This window comes from Massilia eburnea, assembly GCF_050709955.1.
Taxonomy (GTDB): Bacteria; Pseudomonadota; Gammaproteobacteria; order Burkholderiales; family Burkholderiaceae_D; genus Rugamonas; species Rugamonas eburnea_A.
This window is the reverse complement of sequence record NZ_JBNZFX010000005.1, coordinates 135,328-153,693: the sequence shown is the minus strand read 5'-3', so window position 1 is coordinate 153,693 and position 18,366 is coordinate 135,328. Positions and strand designations below refer to the sequence as shown.

Annotated in this window: 21 protein-coding genes; 18 read left to right on the top strand and 3 right to left on the bottom strand. The window is 62.7% G+C overall.

Annotated features, from left to right (window positions below):
• Positions 1–4 precede the first annotated feature (4 nt).
• Genes ACQ4MM_RS05565 through ACQ4MM_RS05540 form a run of 6 tightly spaced genes read left to right on the top strand, consistent with a single transcriptional unit; the run spans position 5 to position 2,337 of the window.
• Entirely contained in the window at positions 5–409 is a 405-nt protein-coding gene (locus ACQ4MM_RS05565) for a chemotaxis protein CheB (RefSeq protein ID WP_431476448.1), read from the top strand.
• Positions 312–587: a chemotaxis protein CheB gene (locus ACQ4MM_RS05560; RefSeq protein ID WP_431476442.1), complete on the top strand. Its 276-nt coding sequence runs from the start codon at positions 312–314 to the stop codon at positions 585–587. Before ACQ4MM_RS05565 ends, ACQ4MM_RS05560 begins: the two co-directional genes overlap by 98 nt.
• A 57-nt stretch (positions 588–644) precedes the next feature.
• Positions 645–860 carry a response regulator gene (locus tag ACQ4MM_RS05555; RefSeq protein WP_431476441.1) on the top strand — a complete coding sequence of 72 codons (216 nt, stop codon included), beginning with the start codon at positions 645–647 and terminating at the stop codon, positions 858–860.
• Positions 857–1,540: a histidine kinase dimerization/phospho-acceptor domain-containing protein gene (locus ACQ4MM_RS05550; protein ID WP_431476440.1), complete on the top strand. Its 684-nt coding sequence runs from the start codon at positions 857–859 to the stop codon at positions 1,538–1,540. The genes ACQ4MM_RS05555 and ACQ4MM_RS05550 overlap by 4 nt, the downstream gene beginning before the upstream one ends.
• On the top strand, positions 1,498–1,815 hold the full coding sequence (locus tag ACQ4MM_RS05545; protein ID WP_431476439.1) for a sensor histidine kinase: 318 nt from the start codon (positions 1,498–1,500) through the stop codon (positions 1,813–1,815). The genes ACQ4MM_RS05550 and ACQ4MM_RS05545 overlap by 43 nt, the downstream gene beginning before the upstream one ends.
• A gap of 51 nt (positions 1,816–1,866) precedes the next feature.
• The gene (locus ACQ4MM_RS05540; RefSeq protein WP_431476438.1) at positions 1,867–2,337 is read left to right on the top strand and encodes a DUF2244 domain-containing protein; all 471 of its coding nucleotides are present in this window, start codon (positions 1,867–1,869) and stop codon (positions 2,335–2,337) included.
• Here the strand turns inward: ACQ4MM_RS05540 and ACQ4MM_RS05535 are convergent.
• Complete coding sequence (locus tag ACQ4MM_RS05535; RefSeq protein WP_431476437.1) at positions 2,334–2,936, bottom strand: OmpW/AlkL family protein; 603 nt, start codon at positions 2,934–2,936, stop codon at positions 2,334–2,336. The two genes, ACQ4MM_RS05540 and ACQ4MM_RS05535, sit on opposite strands and share 4 nt — an antisense overlap.
• Before the next feature lie 166 nt (positions 2,937–3,102).
• On the opposite strand from ACQ4MM_RS05535, the gene ACQ4MM_RS05530 reads away from it, so the two are divergent.
• The 11 genes from ACQ4MM_RS05530 to tssF all read left to right on the top strand — a co-directional run bounded on the left by ACQ4MM_RS05530 (position 3,103) and on the right by tssF (position 14,847).
• Positions 3,103–3,597, top strand: coding sequence for a (2Fe-2S)-binding protein (locus tag ACQ4MM_RS05530; protein ID WP_431476436.1), 495 nt, complete (start codon positions 3,103–3,105; stop codon positions 3,595–3,597).
• The gene (locus ACQ4MM_RS05525; protein WP_431476435.1) at positions 3,594–5,780 is read left to right on the top strand and encodes a molybdopterin cofactor-binding domain-containing protein; all 2,187 of its coding nucleotides are present in this window, start codon (positions 3,594–3,596) and stop codon (positions 5,778–5,780) included. Before ACQ4MM_RS05530 ends, ACQ4MM_RS05525 begins: the two co-directional genes overlap by 4 nt.
• Positions 5,781–5,824: 44 nt before the next feature.
• The gene (soxX, locus tag ACQ4MM_RS05520; protein WP_431476434.1) at positions 5,825–6,226 is read left to right on the top strand and encodes a sulfur oxidation c-type cytochrome SoxX; all 402 of its coding nucleotides are present in this window, start codon (positions 5,825–5,827) and stop codon (positions 6,224–6,226) included.
• Positions 6,223–6,666, top strand: a complete 444-nt coding sequence (locus tag ACQ4MM_RS05515) for a SoxY-related AACIE arm protein (RefSeq protein ID WP_431476433.1) — start codon at positions 6,223–6,225, stop codon at positions 6,664–6,666. The genes soxX and ACQ4MM_RS05515 overlap by 4 nt, the downstream gene beginning before the upstream one ends.
• 1 nt (position 6,667) lies before the next feature.
• The gene (gene soxZ, locus ACQ4MM_RS05510) at positions 6,668–6,991 is read left to right on the top strand and encodes a thiosulfate oxidation carrier complex protein SoxZ (protein WP_431476432.1); all 324 of its coding nucleotides are present in this window, start codon (positions 6,668–6,670) and stop codon (positions 6,989–6,991) included.
• Between the two features lie 143 nt (positions 6,992–7,134).
• Positions 7,135–7,791, top strand: coding sequence for a sulfur oxidation c-type cytochrome SoxA (soxA, locus tag ACQ4MM_RS05505; RefSeq protein ID WP_431476431.1), 657 nt, complete (start codon positions 7,135–7,137; stop codon positions 7,789–7,791).
• Positions 7,788–8,090, top strand: a complete 303-nt coding sequence (locus tag ACQ4MM_RS05500; RefSeq protein ID WP_431476430.1) for a c-type cytochrome — start codon at positions 7,788–7,790, stop codon at positions 8,088–8,090. The genes soxA and ACQ4MM_RS05500 overlap by 4 nt, the downstream gene beginning before the upstream one ends.
• A gap of 2 nt (positions 8,091–8,092) precedes the next feature.
• Entirely contained in the window at positions 8,093–10,993 is a 2,901-nt protein-coding gene (locus ACQ4MM_RS05495; RefSeq protein ID WP_431476429.1) for a diguanylate cyclase, read from the top strand.
• Positions 10,994–11,006: 13 nt separating this feature from the next.
• The gene (locus tag ACQ4MM_RS05490) at positions 11,007–12,272 is read left to right on the top strand and encodes an NAD(P)/FAD-dependent oxidoreductase (protein ID WP_431476428.1); all 1,266 of its coding nucleotides are present in this window, start codon (positions 11,007–11,009) and stop codon (positions 12,270–12,272) included.
• 140 nt (positions 12,273–12,412) lie between these two features.
• Positions 12,413–13,168 (top strand): hypothetical protein, encoded by a 756-nt coding sequence (locus ACQ4MM_RS05485; protein WP_431476427.1) that lies wholly within the window; start codon positions 12,413–12,415, stop codon positions 13,166–13,168.
• Between the two features lie 2 nt (positions 13,169–13,170).
• Positions 13,171–14,847, top strand: a complete 1,677-nt coding sequence (gene tssF, locus ACQ4MM_RS05480) for a type VI secretion system baseplate subunit TssF (protein ID WP_431476426.1) — start codon at positions 13,171–13,173, stop codon at positions 14,845–14,847.
• Position 14,848: 1 nt separating this feature from the next.
• On the opposite strand, the gene ACQ4MM_RS05475 is transcribed toward tssF, so the two are convergent.
• A complete protein-coding gene (locus ACQ4MM_RS05475) occupies positions 14,849–15,847 on the bottom strand; it encodes a tetratricopeptide repeat protein (RefSeq protein ID WP_431476425.1) in 999 nt (332 codons plus the stop codon).
• A gap of 159 nt (positions 15,848–16,006) precedes the next feature.
• Between ACQ4MM_RS05475 and ACQ4MM_RS05470 the strand changes: the two genes are divergently transcribed.
• Complete coding sequence (locus ACQ4MM_RS05470) at positions 16,007–16,357, top strand: hypothetical protein (RefSeq protein ID WP_431476424.1); 351 nt, start codon at positions 16,007–16,009, stop codon at positions 16,355–16,357.
• Here the strand turns inward: ACQ4MM_RS05470 and ACQ4MM_RS05465 are convergent.
• On the bottom strand, positions 16,332–18,341 hold the full coding sequence (locus tag ACQ4MM_RS05465; RefSeq protein ID WP_431476423.1) for a neutral/alkaline ceramidase: 2,010 nt from the start codon (positions 18,339–18,341) through the stop codon (positions 16,332–16,334). The two genes, ACQ4MM_RS05470 and ACQ4MM_RS05465, sit on opposite strands and share 26 nt — an antisense overlap.
• Positions 18,342–18,366: the final 25 nt, after the last annotated feature.

Sequence of the window (18,366 nt, the reverse complement as noted above, 5' to 3'; positions counted from 1 at the left end):
GGAAATGGCTGTGCAAGGCCGCACCACGGAGGCGGTGGTTATCGGCGCGTCGGCCGGTGGAGTAAATGCGTTGATGCAGCTGCTGCCGGCACTGCCGCGCGGTTATCGGTTGCCGATAGTGGTGGTGCTGCATGTAAGAAGTGATCGCCACAACCAGCTGGTGGAAGTGTTCCAGCAAAGGGTCGCGTTACCTGTACGCGAAGCGGGCGACAAGGAAAGCGTGATTGCGGGTACGCTGTATTTTGCACCGGCTGGTTACCACCTGCTGCTTGAGAACGACCGCAGCTTCTCGCTGAGTTGCGACGCCCCCCTTGCATTTCACGCGCCCCGCCATCGACATCACCATGGAGGCGGCGGCCGACGTCTACGGCACCGGCCTGGTTGGGATATTGCTGACCGGAGCCAATGAAGACGGCGCGGCGGGCATGGCGGTCATTGGCAGGGCCGGCGGCCTGACGGTGGTGCAAGACCCGAACGAAGCAGAAATTGCAACCATGCCGCAGGAGGCGATCAACGCCCGAACGCCCGACCTGGTGCTGCCGCTTGAGCAGATCAAGCAATTGTTGTTGATGCTGGAGACGCATTGATGGAAACGACCAATGTCCTGCTGGTAGACGATCTGCCGGAAAACCTGCGCGCCTTGAATGCCCCTGGTGCGTGCCGACGACCGGGTGATCTACCAGGCCCGCACCGGCGAAGAAGCGCTTGCCCTGTTGCTGGAACACGAATTCGCGCTGGCCATTGTCGACGTGCAGATGCCCGGCATGGACGGCTTTGAACTAGCGGAGCTGATGCGCGGCACCGGCAAGACCCGCCACATCCCCATCGTATTCGTAAGCGCCCGCCCGGCAAGGAGTTGAACTACGCCTTCAAAGGCTACGAGGCGGGCGCGGTGGACTTCCTTTACAAGCCGCTGGATTCGGATGCGGTGAAAAGCAAGGTCAACGTCTTCGTCGACCTGTTCCGGCAAAAGCAGGAAGTGCGGCAGATCGTCGCACAGCGCGAAGCCACGGTGCGCGAACTGAACGCCGTGCAGCAGGAGCTGCAACGGGCGCTGGAGATGCGCGACCAGTTCATGTCCATGGTGGCGCACGAACTGCGTACGCCCTTGAACACCCTCTACCTGGAAGCGCAGATGCGCAAGCTGCAGCTCGAACGCGGCAACATGGCACATTTCGCGCCGGAGCAAACTGGAACGCATGGTGGCGCGCGACATGCGCCAGATCCACGCCATGGTGCGCCTGATCGACGACATGCTCGATGTATCGCGCATCCGCGCCGGCAAGCTGTCGATCCGCACTGCACGGGTGGACCTGGAAGCGCTGCTGCAGCGTATTGTCGGCGACCTGTCGCACCACGCCGCCGACATGCAAAGCGAACTTCGCCTGTCGATCGTGCAGCCCGTGGCCGGCTGCTGGGACGAATTCCGCGTGGAGCAGGTGATCGTCAACCTGATCAACAACGCCCCTGCGCTACGGCGGCGGCAAGCCGGTCGATGTGCGGCTGCATGCCGACAGCCAGAATGCCCGCATCGAAGTGATCGACCAGGGTGTCGGCATTCCCGAGGAAGTGCTGCCGAAAATTTTCGAACCCTTCGAACGCGGACAGATGGAAGGCATGCCCGCAGGATTGGGCCTGGGCCTCTACATCTCACGCCAGCTCGCCGAAGCCCACGGCGGCACCCTCACGGTGCGCAGCAAGCCCAACGAAGGCGCCACCTTCATCTTCATGTTGCCCCGTGCCGAGGAAATGTCCACCTTGGGGTCAGGAAGGAATGTGGACATTTACAACGAAAATGTCCACATTCCTTCCTGACCCCAAGGTGGACATTTTGCCTTTGCCAGCGAGTTGTGCCTAGAATGTCTCATGAACCGGGACTCGCTCAGGGAACGCAGGGAATGGCTTCTGCGGCGCAATTGCTCATTGTCGCCCCAGCAGATGGGGATGGCGTATGCCTTGATGTGCCTGTTCTCGTTTGCGGTCGCAACAGGCTTTGTGATGATCGGCATGTGGCAGGTGCTTTGTTTCACCGTGCTGGAGATGACCGCCGTGGCGGCCGCCTTCCTCCACTTCGCCCGCCATGCTACGGACTATGAACACATCGTGCTCGCCAACGGCAAGTTGCTGGTGGAAAAGGTCTCGGCCGGCAAAATGAGCGTGACGCAGCTTGAACTCTACTTCCTGAGGCTGCAAATGCCGGCCCGCTACGGCGACTTGATCCACCTTGAATCGAAAGGCGTTGCAGTCGATATCGGCTGCTTCGCCACCGACCCGCGCCGCCGCGCGCTGGCCCAGGAGCTGCGCGCGGAAGTGCAGGGCGGCCTGTTCAGCAATTAGAAGCGGTAGCCTACGCCCACGCCCAGCAGCACAGGATCAACCTTCACCTTGCTGACCTTGACGCCGGCAATCATCACGTCGCTGCGGATCTGCACTTTCTTGATGTCCAGGTTGAGCGACCAGTTCTTGTCCAGCTTGTAGTCCACGCCAGCCTGCAGGGCCAGGCCGAGGCTGTCATGTTCCAGGCTGCCGGCGCCGTCCAGGATCTTGTTCTTGGAGAAGGTGGTCCAGTTCACGCCCACGCCCACATAAGGGCTGAATTGCGAAGACGGGGTGAAGTGGTATTGCGCCAGCAAGGTCGGTGGCAGGTGCTTGAAGGTGCCGATCTTGGTGCCGTCCAGGGTCACGTCATGCTTTTGCGGATAAGTCAGCACCAGCTCGGCGGAGATATTCGGGGTGAAGAAGTAGGAAATGTCCACTTCCGGAATGGTCTTGTTGCTGACGCCGATGCGGTCGGAGGCGCCGACGCCGGCAATCGGGTCAGACTTGTCTGCAGGGTTGATGTGCACGGCACGTGCGCGAACCTGCCAAGGCGTCTCCTGTGCCATTGCACCGAAAGCCACGCCACCCAGGACAACTGCCAAAATCGCTTTCTTCATTTCACTGCCTCTTTCGTTTGGTCATTGAGATTTGCTAAGTGAAAGTGTATTGATGCGACGCAGCAAAATCTTTGACTTAAATCAAAATTGCCCGAACGAATACAAGTTGCTAAAACGGGAGTAAGATTCGCGAATTCACATCCCACCCTATCCCCCGGAGGCAGGAATGAAATTGCACGTCAATGGCCAGGTACGCGAGTTCGAGGCCGAAGAAGACACCCCGCTGTTGTGGGTAATCCGCGAGCAGCTGGGACTCACCGGCACCAAATACGGCTGCGGCGTGGCGCAATGCGGCGCCTGCACCGTGCACATTGACGGCGAACCGACGCGCAGTTGTGTGCGCCCTGTCTCCACCGTGACGGCCGAGCAGAAGATCGTCACCATCGAAGGCCTGGGCCTGGACGGCAACCACCCTGTGCAAAAAGCCTGGGCCGCGCTCGACGTGCCACAGTGCGGCTTCTGCCAGTCCGGCATGATCATGGCCGCCGCCGCGTTGCTGAAACAGAAGAAGAATCCTAGCGACGCCGATATCGACGCCGCGATGACCAATATCTGCCGCTGCGGAACTTATAACCGCGTGCGCAAGGCGATCCACGTGATCGCCAAGGGCGGCGACGTGAAGACCGCCGGCCTGGATATCGTGGAAGGGAGCAAAGCATGAGCGCCATGAGCCGTCGTGGATTCATCGGCCGCTCGCTGGGCGCCACCGCAGGCCTGATGTTCGGCTTCCACATCCCGTTCGCGGAAGCGCAGCAGGCGCCAACAGCTGCAGCCCCCGACGCGCCCGAAATCAACGCCTGGGTCGTCGTCAAGCCGGACGACACCATCGTGATCCGCATCGCCCGCTCCGAAATGGGCCAGGGCACGCTGACCGGCCTGGCGCAATTGGTGGTTGAAGAACTGGACGGCGACTGGAGCAAAGTCACCACCGAATACCCATCGCCCGGCCGCCAGCTCGCCCGCAATCGCGTGTGGGGCAGCTTCTCGACCGGCGGCAGCCGCGGCGTGCGCGAATCGCACGAATACGTCCGCAAGGGCGGCGCCGCAGCCCGCACGATGCTGGTTCAAGCCGCCGCAACGCAGTGGGGCGTGCCCGCCGCCGAATGCGTGGCCGCCAAGAGCGTGATCACCCACACCGCAACCGGCCGCACGCTCACCTACGGCAAGGTCGCCGACGCCGCAGGCAAGCTGCAAGCACCCGCCGCCGCCGACATCAAGCTGAAAGACCCGAAAGACTGGAAGCTGGCCGGCAAGCGACTGGCGCGCCTGGACACGGTGGACAAGACCACCGGCAAGCAAATCTACGGCATGGACTTCAAGCTGCCCGGCATGCTGAACGCCGCCATCAAGGACTGCCCGGTCTTCGGCGGCAAGGTAAAAAGCTTTGACGCCGCCGCCATCGCCAGCAAGCCCGGTGTGAAGAAAGTGCTGCAGGTAGGCGACAGCGCAGTCGCCGTGGTGGCCGACACATGGTGGCGCGCCCGCAGCGCGCTCGAGGCCCTGCCGATCGAATGGGACAAAGGCCCCAACGCCGGCATGAACAGCAAGGACACCGCCGCCTGGATCAAGGCCGGCCTGGACGCGCCTGAAGCAGCAGTCGGCAACAGCAACGGCGACGCCAAGGCCGCCTTGGCCAGTGCCCACCGCAAGATCGAAGCCGTCTATAGCTACCCGCACCAGAACCACGCCACGATGGAGGTGATGAACGCCACCGCCGTGTGGACGCCCGAGCGCTGCGACGTCTGGACCCCGACCCAGAACGGTGAAGCCGCCCTGGCCGCCACCAGCGAAGCGGCCGGCCTGCCGCTGGCCAAATGCGACGTGACCAAGCTGCACCTTGGTGGAGGTTTCGGCCGCCGCGGCGCCACGCACGACTGGGTGACCCAGGTCGTGAAGATCGCCAAGGAAATGCCCGGCACCCCGGTCAAATTGATCTGGAGCCGCGAAGAAGACATGCAGCACGGCCGCTACCACCCGGTCACACAGTGCAAGCTGACTGCAGGCCTGGATGCAAAAGGCGAAGTGACCGCACTGCACATGCGCATCGCCGGCCAATCGATCCTCGCCGCCCTGTTCCCGCAGAACGTCAAGGACGGCAAGGATCCCGCAGTGTTCCAGGGCCTGAACCCGCCCGGCCCCGAAGCCTCGCTCGGCTACACCATACCGAACCTGCTGATCGACCACGCCATGCGCAACCCCGCCGTACCGCCAGGCTTCTGGCGCGGCGTGAATTTGAACCAGAATGCGATCTACGTCGAATGCTTCCTCGACGAAATCGCCCACGCCACGAAACAGGACCCGCTGGCCCTGCGCCGCAAGCTGATGAAAGACAGCCCGAAACACCTGGCAGTGCTCAACGCAGTGGCAGAAAAGGCCGGTTGGAGCAAGCCCCCGAAAAAAGGCGTCTACCGCGGCATCGCCCAGACGATGGGCTTCGGCAGCTACGTCGCCGCAGTGGCGGAAGTCTCGGTCAGCAAAGAGGGCAAGCTGAAGATCCACCGCATCGTCGCCGCCACCGACCCAGGCCACGCAGTGAACCCACAGCAGATCGAAGCACAAGTGGAGGGCAGCTTCGTCTACGGCCTGAGCGCCGCGCTGTACGGCGAGATCACCATCAAGGACGGCGCCGCCGAGCAAACCAACTTCGACACCTACAACGTGCTGAAGATGGACGAAATGCCAAAGGTAGAAACGGTCGTCATGCCAAGCGGCGGCTTCTGGGGCGGAGTAGGAGAACCAACCATCGCAGTCGCCGCCCCCGCAGTCCTGAACGCCATCTTCGCCGCCACCGGCAAACGCATCCGCGACCTCCCGCTCAAGAACCACAGCCTGAAAAAGGCCTGACGGTGCCGCGAGCCCGCGGCCCAGGCGCAGAAGGTGTCAGACCCTTGGGTCTGACACCGCTTTACCGGTTTTTGCTAGCGCTCGCCCTGGCAGTAGGCACCGCCCAAGCCCAACAAGGCCACCCGGATTCCGGTCGCGCCATCGTCGCCAACCGCCAACTCGGCCTCTGCCTCCTCTGCCACCCCGCCCCCATCCCCGAGGAACGCTTCCAAGGCAACCTGGCCCCTGATTTAGCCGGCGTCGGCGACCGCTACACCCCCGCCCAGCTCCGCCAACGGATAGCCGACAGCAGCGCGATCAACCCCGGCACCATCATGCCCTCATACCGCAAGACCAGCGGCCTGACGCGCGTAGCCCCTGCACACCGCGACAAACCCCTCTTCACCGAACAGCAAGTCGAAGACGTCGTCGCCTACCTCATGACCCTGCGCGAAGAAAAGAAATGACCACCCGCCGCCAACTCCTAGCCGCACTCCCCCTGCTGGCCCTGATCCGCCCAGCCCAGGCCACGCCCGCCGAGATGACAGCCGCCATCGCCGCCTACACCAACAACGCCAGCATCCAGCGCGCCCGCGTAACAATCGACATCGCCCAACTGATCGACAACGGCAACGCAGTTCCCATCACCGTGCGCGTCGACAGCCCCATGACCGAGCAATCCCACGTCACCGACATCGCCATCTTCAACGAAAAGAACCCGCTCCCCGACGTCGTCCGCTTCAAGCTGACGCCATTAGCCGGCAAGCCCGAAATCAGCACGCGCATCCGCCTCGCCACCAGCCAGACACTCACCGCGATCGCCCGCACCAGCGACGGCCAATGGTGGCAGCAGACAGTCGACGTGATCGTCGCCCTGGCCGCCTGCGTCGAAGGGGAGGCAGTCTGATATGGCCAGCGCCCTGATCCACATGCCCGCCACCGCCAAGCCCGGAGAGATCATCGAGATCCGCGCCCTGATCGCCCACACAATGGAAACCGGCTTCCGCCCCGGCCCCGACGGCAAGCCCCTCCCACGCGACATCATCCGCAAGTTCGAATGCCGCTACAACGGCAAAGCGGTCATCAGCGCCGAACTGCACCCCGCCATGAGCGCCAACCCCTACATCGCCTTCTACGTAAAGGCGACCACCAGCGGCCCCCTGGAATTCACCTGGACCGGCGACAACGCCTTCACCCAAACCGAACAAAGGCAGCTCCAGGTGCAACCATGAGAAACGCCGTCCTCCTGCTAGCTCTGATAAGCACCACCACCCTCGCCGCAGACAGGGTCAGACCCCATGGGTCTGACCCAGGTTTACCGGTTTCAAAAGAACGCAAATCCGGCACCGACTACATGTCCCCCGCCACGCAATCAATGCAACGCGACGACACCCAAAACCCCGCCATGCTCTGGGTCGCCAATGGAGAAGCGCTCTGGCGCACCGCCCCAGCAGACGGCAACGGAAGATCCTGCGCCACCTGCCACACCGACGCCAAAGCCAGCATGCGCGGCAAAGCCACAAGTTTCCCCCGCTTCAGCAAATCAGCCGGCAAAGTCATCACCCTCTCCGACCAGATCAACCAATGCCGCACCGGCGCACTGCAAGCAAGCCCACTAAAGCCCGAATCCCCCGACCTGCTAGCCCTCGAAACCTACATCGCCCTGCAAAGCCGCGGCCTCCCGCTAACCCCCGCAACCGACAAGGAAACCAAGCAGTCCGCAGCACGGGGCCAGCAACTCTTCACCACCCGCATCGGCCAGCTCAACCTCAGCTGCGCCCAATGCCACGACAACAATGCCGGCAAACGCCTGGCCGGCGCCCTGATCCCGCAAGGCCACGCCAACGCCTACCCCATCTACCGCCTTGAATGGCAAGGCGTAGGAAGCCTGCAACGCCGCCTGCGCAACTGCATGAACGGCGTACGAGCCGAAGTCCCACCCTACGGCGCCCCCGACCTGGTAGACCTCGAAGCCTACCTCGCCCTGCGCGCCCAAGGCATGCCATTAGAAACCCCAGGAGTCAGACCATGAAGACAATCGCCGCCGTGACGCTCGCGCTGTCCGCCACGCTCCCCGCCATGGCAGCAGACGCCATTCAACCCGGTGCACGCCTGACCGCAAGCTGTACCGGCTGCCACGGCACCAACGGCGCCACCCAAGGCAACGCGCTACCGCCATTAGCCGGCCAGCCCAAAGACCAGCTCCTCGCCGCGCTCAAAGACTTCAAGACCGGCAAACGCCCGGCAACCATCATGACCCAGCTCGCCAAAGGTTACACTGACGAACAATTGGAAATAATGGCAGCGTATTTCGCCGCCCAACAAAAATAGAAATGAGATTCAACCTGATCCAAAGCCTGTTGTCGGCCGTACTCGCCTTGGCGACGCTTGACGCCAGTGCACAGCACATCCCTTTACAACACTTTGGACAGAGCGAAGGCCTCGGTAACCTCTCCGTTACGGCACTGAGCCAGGACGCCAGCGGCTACCTCTGGGCAGGCACTGAAAATGGCCTTTACCGCTACAACGGCGCCGCCTTCCGCCGCTACGGCATTGCGCAAGGAATGACAGACCCTTTCGTCACCGCGCTGCATAGCGGCAGCAACGGCGCGCTATGGATCGGCAACCACGAAAACCTCTACCGCCTGAACCAGGACCGCCTGGTCCCAGTGTTGTGGAACGGCGAGAAGATCCCCGTCTGGCCCTTTCAGCCGATGGCCGAGGGGGCCAACGGCGACCTGCTGCTGGCAAGTGAAGGCCGCGTGCTCGTTGTCGCCGTAAAAGGCGACAGCACCAGCATCCGCCACTACTTCGACCCGGCCACGCTCAAGGCCCACCCCGAACTGCAGGAAGTCCGCAGCATATACACCGACAGCAAAGGCACCCTGTGGATGGCATGCAAGGAATCCCTATGCCAGTCCAGCGAAGGCCGCATCCGCGTGCTGGGCGAGGCCGAAGGATTGCCGCGTGACGAATGGAGCAGCATCGCCATCGACAAGGACGGTAACCTGTGGACCCGCAGCGCCCAGCACATCTTCACCCTGCCCAAAGGCGCCACCCGCTTCGAAAACCGCACGCCCCCGCCAGACATGATGCGCAAGCACATGCTGCGCAGCGAACTGCACATCGACGACAACGGCAACGTGCTCACCAACGCCGACCCCGGCCTGCTGCGCTGGCGCCAGGGCCGCTGGGAAAGCTACGGCAAGGAGAACGGCCTGGTAGCCGCCGGGGGCGTCACAGCCATCCTGCACGACCGCGGCCACGGCACCTGGCTCGCGACGCGCGGCCGCGGCCTGCAGCACTGGCTGGGCTACGGCAACTGGGAAAACTGGACCGCCCAGCAAGGCTTGCCGGACGACGTGATCATCACCGCGAGACGCGACCGTCAAGGCGCCCTGCATATCGGCACCCGCAGCGGCCACGCCATGCTGGCGCCCGGCTCCAACAAATTCACCACCCCAACCACGCCGCCCGCGCTGGCCAGCCAGCAATGGGCCAGCATGGACATAGACCGCAGCGGCAGGCTATGGGCCGGCAGCTACTCCGGCATGCTGATGCGCTACCTGCCGGACAGCGGCAAGACGGAACTGGTCGCTACGCTGCCCTTCATCACGCAGGTACTGGCCGACCGCAACGACCAGATGTGGCTCACAACCTGGAAAGGCGTCTACGTCCTCCCCGCCAACGCAGCTGCCGGCACGCAACCGCAGCTGGTAAAGATGCCCGGCATGTCGGGCCGCCATCCCGAAAACCCCGTTGGCGCCGGCTGCATTGACCGCCAAGGCCACCTCTGGCTGCCGAGCGTAACCGACGTGCTGCATTACGACGGCAAAGCGTGGAAAGTACTTCCCTTTGGCCAAACCATGGGGCGCGCAACCTTCGACGGCATTACCTGTTCGCGCGATGGTGATCTGTGGGCTGCCGCCGGCGGCACCCTTTGGAAGCTGAAAGCGCAAGACAAGCCAAGCGCCACCCGCATCGAAACGCCAGTGCTGCGCGAGCGCAGCGTCTACTCCACATTCGAAGACAGCCGCGGCTGGCTCTGGGTCGCCACCGGCGCCGGCATGGCGGTCTGGAACCGCGACCGCTGGCGCATGCTGAACCAGACCCACGGCCTGGCCTGGAACGACTTGAACGGCCTTGGCTTTTACGAAGACCAGGACGGCTCAATGTGGATCACCACCAGCAACGGCCTGTCCCACCTGCTGCACCCCGAAACCCTGTTCGACACCGGCTCGCTCCCCGTCGTGATCGAAGAAGCGCGGCGCGGCAGCACCGCGCTGGCACCAGGCGCAGTGCAATTGCCATGGTCGCGCGAACCATTGGTGTTCCGCCTCGCCAGCCTGCAATTCGAAGGCCGCCAGGGCCTGCACTACCGCTACCGCCTGGCCGGCATGGAGGACCAATGGAACGAATTGGCCCAGCCCGAGATGCGTTACGCAGGGCTGCCCGCCGGCGACTACCGCTTCCAGGCAGTAGCGGTCGACAGCGACAGCGGCACCCAATCCAGGCCGGCCGAACTCGCATTCTCCATCGCACCGCCATGGTGGCGCAGCTACCCCTTCTATGTGCTGTGCGCCGCCGGCGTCATGCTCGGCTTCCTGCTGTTCCATCGCATGCGCCTGCTGGTCCACAAACGCCGCGAAGCCGAGCTGGAAGTGATGGTGCAAGAGCGCACGCGCGCCCTGGAAGAAGCCCAGGAAGCCCTGAAGGTACGAGCGTTGAAGGACGCCCTTACACGCACCTGGAACCGCGGCGCAATGATGGAGATCCTCGAACGCGAGATCGGCAAAAGCCAGCGCACCGGTGAAAGCTTCGTACTGGTCCTGCTCGACCTGGACAAGTTCAAGAACATCAACGACACCCACGGCCACCTGGCCGGCGATGCCGTGCTGGTGGAAACCGCTCGCCGCCTCATCGCCACCGTGCGCACCTACGACTCCGTTGGCCGCTATGGCGGCGAAGAATTTCTGGTACTGTTGCCAGGCCTTTCACTGCCGGCCGGCGCCAACCGCATCGAAGCCCTGCACCAGGCAATTCGCAGCGAGCCGGTAGAAATTGGTGGCGAAACCGGCCTGCCAGTAACCGCCAGCTTCGGCGTAGTTGCCTTCAAGCCGCACAGCCAAGCCAGCGCCACTGACCTGCTGCACCGCGCAGACCTGGCCCTGTACCGATCAAAGAACGAAGGCCGCGACCGCATCAGCTACGCGGAAGAGACAATGCAAACCTGATCAAGGAGGCACCATGGACCGTCGAACATTTGTGCAAGCAGCCGCAATCCTCGCCGCCACCACCGGCTGCGCCAGTATCGGCGGCCGCGCCCAACCCCACGTAGTAGTGATTGGGGGCGGCTACGGCGGCGCCACCGCAGCCAAATATGTACGCATGTGGAGCCAGGGCAGCATCGACGTCACCCTGATCGAACCGAACGCCAACTTCGTCAGCTGCCCGCTCTCCAACCTCGTGCTGGGCGGCTCACGCAAGCTGCAAGACCTGACCCGCAGCTACGACGACCTGCAACGCAAGCACGGCGTAAAGATCCTGCACGACAGCGCCTCAAGCATCGACCCCGAGAAGCGCACCATCAAACTGCTAAGCGGCGAAGTGCTCAGCTACGACCGCCTGATCCTCAGCCCCGGCATAGAATTCCTGTGGAGCGAACTGCCCGGCATGAGCGTGGAAGGCGCCCAGGACAAGATCCTGCACGCCTGGAAAGCCGGCCCGCAAACCACAGCCCTGCGCGCCCAGCTCGAAGCCATGCACGACGGCGGCGTGTTCGCCATGACCGTGCCCCCCGCGCCATACCGCTGCCCACCCGGCCCGTACGAACGCGTATGCCAGGTAGCCCACTACTTCAGCCAGCACAAGCCCAAATCCAAAGTCCTCCTGCTCGACGCCAACGAAGACGTGGTCAGCAAAGGACCGCTGTTCAAGAAAGTCTGGAAAGAGCGCTACGCCAACATCATCGAATACCGCCCCAGCTTCAAGACGGTGGACGTGGACGTAGCCGGCCGCACCGCCATCTCAGAACTTGGCGACAAAGTAAAAGCCGACGTACTGAACGTAGTACCCCCGCACCGCGCCGGCGCCATCGCCGCGCAAACCGGCCTGGCCAACATGAACAAGCGCTGGTGCGAAGTCGACTTCATCACCTTCGAATCCACGCAAGCGAAAAACATCCACGTGATCGGCGACGCCATCCAGGTTTCCCCACTGATGCCCAAGTCCGGCCACATGGCCAACCAGCACGCCAAGGTCTGCGCCGCCGCCGTAGTCGACCTGCTAAGCGGCCGCGCGCCCGAGCAATCGCCGCTGCTGACGAATACCTGCTACAGCTATATAAGCGACAAAGACGTCATCCACGTCGCCAGCGTGCACGCCTACAACGCCGAAAAGAAAACACTGCTCATCGTCCCCGGCAGCGGCGGCGTCAGCCCCGGCCCCTCCGAGCTCGAAGGCCACTACGCCAACAGCTGGGCCCAAAACATCTGGAGCGACATGCTTTCCTAACAAAATGTCCACCTCGGGGTCAGGAACGATGGTGGACATTTTCCACAACGCAGCTCGCTGCACCTTTGTCTCATCTCAAAGAACGCCGAACTCTTGAGTGCGACCATTAGCAGGCTTATCCCCTGCCTAATGGTGACCAAATGCCACAATCTGCCGCGCAGCAAGGCCCCAACCTCTGGCACCTGTCGGCCCTTGTCTGGGGCATCTCCCTCTTGCTGATATCGCTGTTCGCGATGCCAATCAGCTTCAACCCGCTAGGCATACGCCTGCAACTCTGCCTGACGGCCGCACACCTCGGCGGCGTTCTTTACTTCTGGCGCCTCGCCGCAAAGCGCGGCAACCCCGAGCGCCTGATGGACATCGCCGTCATCACGCTGGTCTTCATCTACCTCGTCCCCCTTTGCATGTTCGCCGCGCCCGTGATCGTGCTCGCAGCCTACGCCATCCCAACTGATGCCTGGCTGACGGTGATCGCGATCATGACCGCGTGCGCCTTCAGCCTCGCACTGGTACGGCTCTGGAGCACCGCCACCGACAGGAACACCGGACACCGTTTCGAAACATGCCTGGCCGAGCAACTGAAAGGCAGCGCCATCACCGCCAGCTCGTTCAGCGCATTGCTCAACTACGTAGGCCGCCACGCCATCGAACCAAGCAGCATCGACGGCTGGTCGATGGCCGCCGCAATCGCCGCCGGCACGCCGATCCTCACCGCCAGCATCGACTACGACCGCTCCAGCGGATGCCTCGCGCTATGCGCCCTGATCACCGCGCCGATCGCCATGCACGCATTTTCGCGAATGGTGGTGCACGCATACCTGTGGATTTTCCGCCTGCACCGATTCGAACGCGAAGTGGGCGTGAGGCTTGTCGGCAACCTGCGTAAGGAGAGCTGAACATGACCACCCTCCTGCAACACTACGAGCAAGAGCTGGGCCGCCTGCGCCAGGCCATGCGCCGGTTTGCGGACGTCCATCCCGACACCGCCGCGGCCCTTGAACTGGAGGCAAACGCCAGTACCGATCCAGAGGTGGAGCGCCTGCTGCAGTCCGTCGCGCTGCTCAATGCCAGCATGCAGAAACTAATCGAAGATGGACGCAGCGACTTCCACAAAGCCCTGCTGCAAACGCTGCAGCCCCACTACCTGTGTGCGTTGCCCGCATGCGGCATTGTCCAGGTAGACACCTCGGCCGCGCGCCCCAACGAAATCAGCGCGGTAATCCGCCTTCCGCGCGGAACGATCCTGCGCTGCGGTGCGAGCAAATTCGCCACCGCTTGCGATACCCACATCGCCCCCATCGCCATCGCCGGCGTAAAGTTTCAGCCGACACTCGACCTGCCAGTAACGCTGCGCCTTCCAAGCGACGCCACATCCGCACTGTGCATCAGCCTCGAAACCACAACCAGCAGCGCCTCATTCGACCAGCCGCCCTTGGCAAGCCTGCGGCTATGGCTGGACGGCGAAGCAGCGCTGCGCGCCGGCCTCCTCGACGCCATGCTGACGCACAGCCAATGCGTTTGCCTCGAAGCCGGCTCCAGTTGGCGCGTGCTGCCCCACTCGCCGTTTGCCCCAGCCGGGACCAACATCGAAGAGTCCCTCCTGCCACGCCACCCTGGCCAGCAAAGCACTCGGCTGCTGACGGAATTCTTCCACATGTCGCAGAAATTCGACTTCATCGACATCGACCTGCTGGCCATATCCGCACACTGCCAGCCAGGATGTAAGCGCATCACGCTGCACATCGTCCTCCCATCCTGCGACCCGCGAATTCGCCAAGCCAGCGCCACAAGCCTGCGCCTGGGCTGCACCCCGGTCATCAACCTGTTCCCGCAGGCCGCCGCACCCATCCGCATGGATGGCCGAAGCGAAGCCTACCCAGTCACGCCAAGCCAGTCCGGCCTGGCCATCTACAGCATCGACAAGGTCTCACTCATGAGCCGCAACGGCGACCGCCTGCTGCCACCGTTCCACAGTACAGCCCACACTGAACCCGGCCCATACTGGCATCTGGACGAGAGCGAAGGATTTGCCCTGAATTTCGTGGACCGCGAGCAGCGGCCCGCCAGGCTCGAAACGGGAACGATCGCCGTGCAGCTCACCTGCACCAACGCCGAACTGCCACGGCCTTCCACCAAGCTGACAACAGAAGCAAGTGTCGGCGGCTTCCCCATCCGCTTCGTACACGGCCCATGCACTGCCAGCCGGCTCTCCAGCCCAAGCACCTTATGCGAGGGCCTCTACTCGGAAGACACCAGCCTGCCAGCCCTGCACAAGCTATTGAAGCTCCACGGCTGCCCGTACACAGAAAGCCTGAAGAGCCTAACCGTCAAGCCTTCCACGGCCTGGCTGAACCACCCCATGGGACGAATTCACATGCACGGCAGCGAGTTCACCTTCCTGGTCGACGAAGCCGCGTTGCGCAGCCACAGCATCCACGTGCTCGCCGAAATGCTGCTAACCACCCTTACGGACAAGCTGCGCGCAAATCGCTTTGCCCAACTGCGTATTGCCGATGAAAATGGGCGCGTCCTGTGCCAAGCCGGCCCGTGCGCCGGAACGCGCCCGCTCACGTGAATCAGCTATAGACTTGCCACGGCCATTCCATGCTGCCTTCACCGGTAGGCCTGCGCCGAACGATATCGCTGGAAAGTTCATCATCAATTGCAGCAACGAGCTCCCGATAAAGCGCAACCTGAGCATCCGGCTGCGGCAGGCGCAAGTCAATGGAACGCTGCTCCCTGCACGCCATCATCTTCGCCCGCTCCGCCAGAACACTTGACTGGTTGAAGAGCCAGTAGAGAAAGCGCTGCTCCTGCACGGCTTCCTCCCAGAGTGCCCCATAGGACCCGAGGTACAGCTTGGCCAGCGGAGGCTTCTCATTCGCCCAGAAATGCATGACCGGATAAGGGTTCGGCTGGTAGCCGTAGAAGATCATCTCTGCGATGTAAGGATTGATTGCAATCCCGCGCCGGAATGCAGTCGCAGCCTCGACCAACCTGTCCTGACGAAAGAGGCTCAAGCCGAGTTCGTAGAAATACGGCGCGTACTCCGTTCCATGTTCGGCAAACCAGGAATGCGCCTCGGCATGCTCCCCCGCCCGCAGCAAAGCATGGCCGATGATAAAGCGCACCCCGCAGCTATCATCCGGATCCGCACGCTGGACCTGCGTGCACCAGTCGACAGCCTTGTCGTACCTTCTGTCTGCTACATGGCAAAGCAGGATAGTCTTCAACAACGCCAGGTAAGGCCGATTCCCATCGTGATGCCAAGGGAACGGCCCGCTGAAGTCGTCCGGGATCATGTGGTGAACAGCCGCCATCCCGCGCACGGCAGTTTCGAGCGCCTTTGCGTTCCGTCCTTTTGAAAACTGGATCGTGGCAAGGATGTGATACGGCCGTAGCAAGAGACGAAAATCGCGGATCATGTCCTCGCAGATGGCTACCATGCGCCTTTGATCTATCTGCCCATCTTCGAACGCCTCCACCAAGCGGTCGAATTTGTCGGACGTTTCCTGCGAGCCCGGGGCGTTAAAGACAAACGCTCCGGACTTGTCATCGAAGACTTTGAACTCCATGGCTGGCTCCCTCAGTCGGATGTGAACCCGATTGTAGGCAGCGCTGGCAGGCGCAGGCTTTGACAACGATCAACGATCTGGTGGACCCGTGAGTCCAATGGTGTGGCAGCAAAGCACAAGCCCTGCTACTGTTTGTGTTTTTGATAATCAGCCCAAGCAGTGACCGAATTCACCTGGACATACCTCCAGATCCTGGAGATCGTGCAAGCCCCGCTCACCGCCCTGGCAGCCGGCATCTTCGCCGTACAGCTGCAGATGCAAATGGTTCAGCGCCGCCCGCCCATACGCTGGCTGGCGATGCTGAACCACGCGATACTCCTGCAGTTTGCGATCATGGTCGCGACCTGGCTCCTGATCGCCTCGCAGTCCGACCGCAATTACTACTACATCGTTTTCGACTTTTTCCTCATTACGTGGACATCGCTCCCGTTCTTCCTGCTGGCGGCCCTGCTGCCGCTGGCCAGAAGGCTACGCCGGCGCAAGCTCAATTCACCACAAACGTGCGGCTAGTCCCCGTCAAGCCATAGATGGCGCCATTCCAGCCGTTCTTGTAATCGCCGTAGTGCCGAATGCGATACTGCCCGGTCGCCGCATCGGCAGGAATGCTCCACCCGATGACCGCCTGCGACGTGCCCCACACCGGATCGATCCGCACCCAGCGATAAGACGTGCTCCAGTCGCCATCCACCGCCACCGTGCGCCACGCCGCCCCATCCCAACGCTGCACCTCTAGGAAGGTGCCGGTCAAGCGCAGGTTGTTCTTGGGATGACCCGTCCAGAACGAAACCTCCACACGCTGCCCGCGTGAATAGCTCGGATTCGCCTGCTGTACAACATCGCCAAAGGTCTTGAAGATCGGCGTGTTATCCAGCACCACGCCGGTTTGGAACGACATCTGGTTGCCGCTCAAATCGCGCACTGTTGCGCTGCCGCCAGCCGCCGAGCCCTGCCTTAATGCGCTCGCCAGCTCATGGAAGCTTTGCTGGTAAGCCCCCAGCGTCCACTTGCCGAAATGCGTCGAAGCACCCTCGTAATGTTGCGCATCGTATTCCTCCGGCGTGGTGACATAGCCCGAGTAGGCATTCGAGTAGCCGGCAAACACAAGGTGCCGCACATCAGCCCCCAGCGCCGCCCTGACGGTATCGCGCACGCGCCGTCCCGCCATGATGGTGAACTCCGCCGGCGCCGCAATGATCGCCAGCTGTCCGAGCCGCACGATGGAAACCGGCAGCACCTCTGGCGACCAGGGGAAGGGCGTCTGCGTGCCCGTCGACAGCAGCACCGGCTTCACGCCCTGGCAATCGCGCACCCACTGCGGCGCCGGCGTGATGATGCCGCCCAGCGCCTGGAAGAACGGATTGCCTGCGAGGTCGCCTTCATTGAAGCCATCCAGCCCGCGCCCATCCTCCGTGCCTGCTGCGAACGCCGTGCCGATAGCAGCCGGACAAGTGCTGCGCGCCACGCCATCCGCAAAAGGCGCCGCCACCGTCACGCGCGAAAAGTCGATATAGCGCTGCCGGTAATCCACCGGACCGGCCAGCGTCTCCAGCGCGCCGTTGTAGATGGAAAGCGCCTTCTGCAACTGCCGCTCGCCGATGATGCGCGTATTATCGAGTTCATTGCCCGTGGGCCCGGTGCCATCCAGGTTCAGGTTCGGCGTCATGTCGCCCGCATTCGACTGCGCAAAGGCCGCCACGAAATCGCCATCCGAGTTGTAGCGCACGCCCTTCAAGTCATGCTCCCAGCGCCACTCCGCATAGCCCTTGTTATCCGGCGTGATCAACCGGTTCATCGGCGTCATCGACACGCCATGCGTAGCGAACCAACTGATCGCGCCCACATCGTTGCCGCCTTGGCGGAAGCGCAGCACCGTCATCTCCGGATCGATATTGCGCCCCCAGCGATCGCGCTCGGCCTGCGGGTTGCGCAGGTAGGCTGGGTTCGAGCGGTTATTGCTCGCATCCGTCAGCTCGCCCTTGCCGATCGCGATGCTGCCCGGCTTCAGGTCGCGATGCGCCTTGTCGATCGCTGCCACAATGCCGCTGACAATCGCATCGAAGGTGCGCGAGTTGAAACCGTAGGTAGTGAAGTTGTACAGCGCGTAGTGCGAGAAGCCACCAGGCCCGCCGTGCGTATGCGTGGCGGAGAGGATCACGTTCTCCGCCGAATACAGGCTGCCATACCGCGCCTGCAACTGCCGCAGCACCGCCTGCTGCACACCCTGGAACACCATGCCCAGGTCATTATTGACGAAGACCATGCGCTTGCCGCTGGCCTGGTCCACCACGATGAAAGCCCGCGCCCGCTGCCGCATATGAATGCCCGCCGACACCTGCGAGGTCGAGCCATACCCCATCATGCCTACTTCCGCCGCCTCGCCCGTGATGTCGGACATGCCGCGCCCGACAAGGAAAGGATCTGCAAATGCCGCACTACAAACCACGCTTGCGCCCAACAGAGAAACCAGGCGCACGAACCGAATGAGCTTCGTCATGACCGTCCCCTTTGCCGCTGCTGTT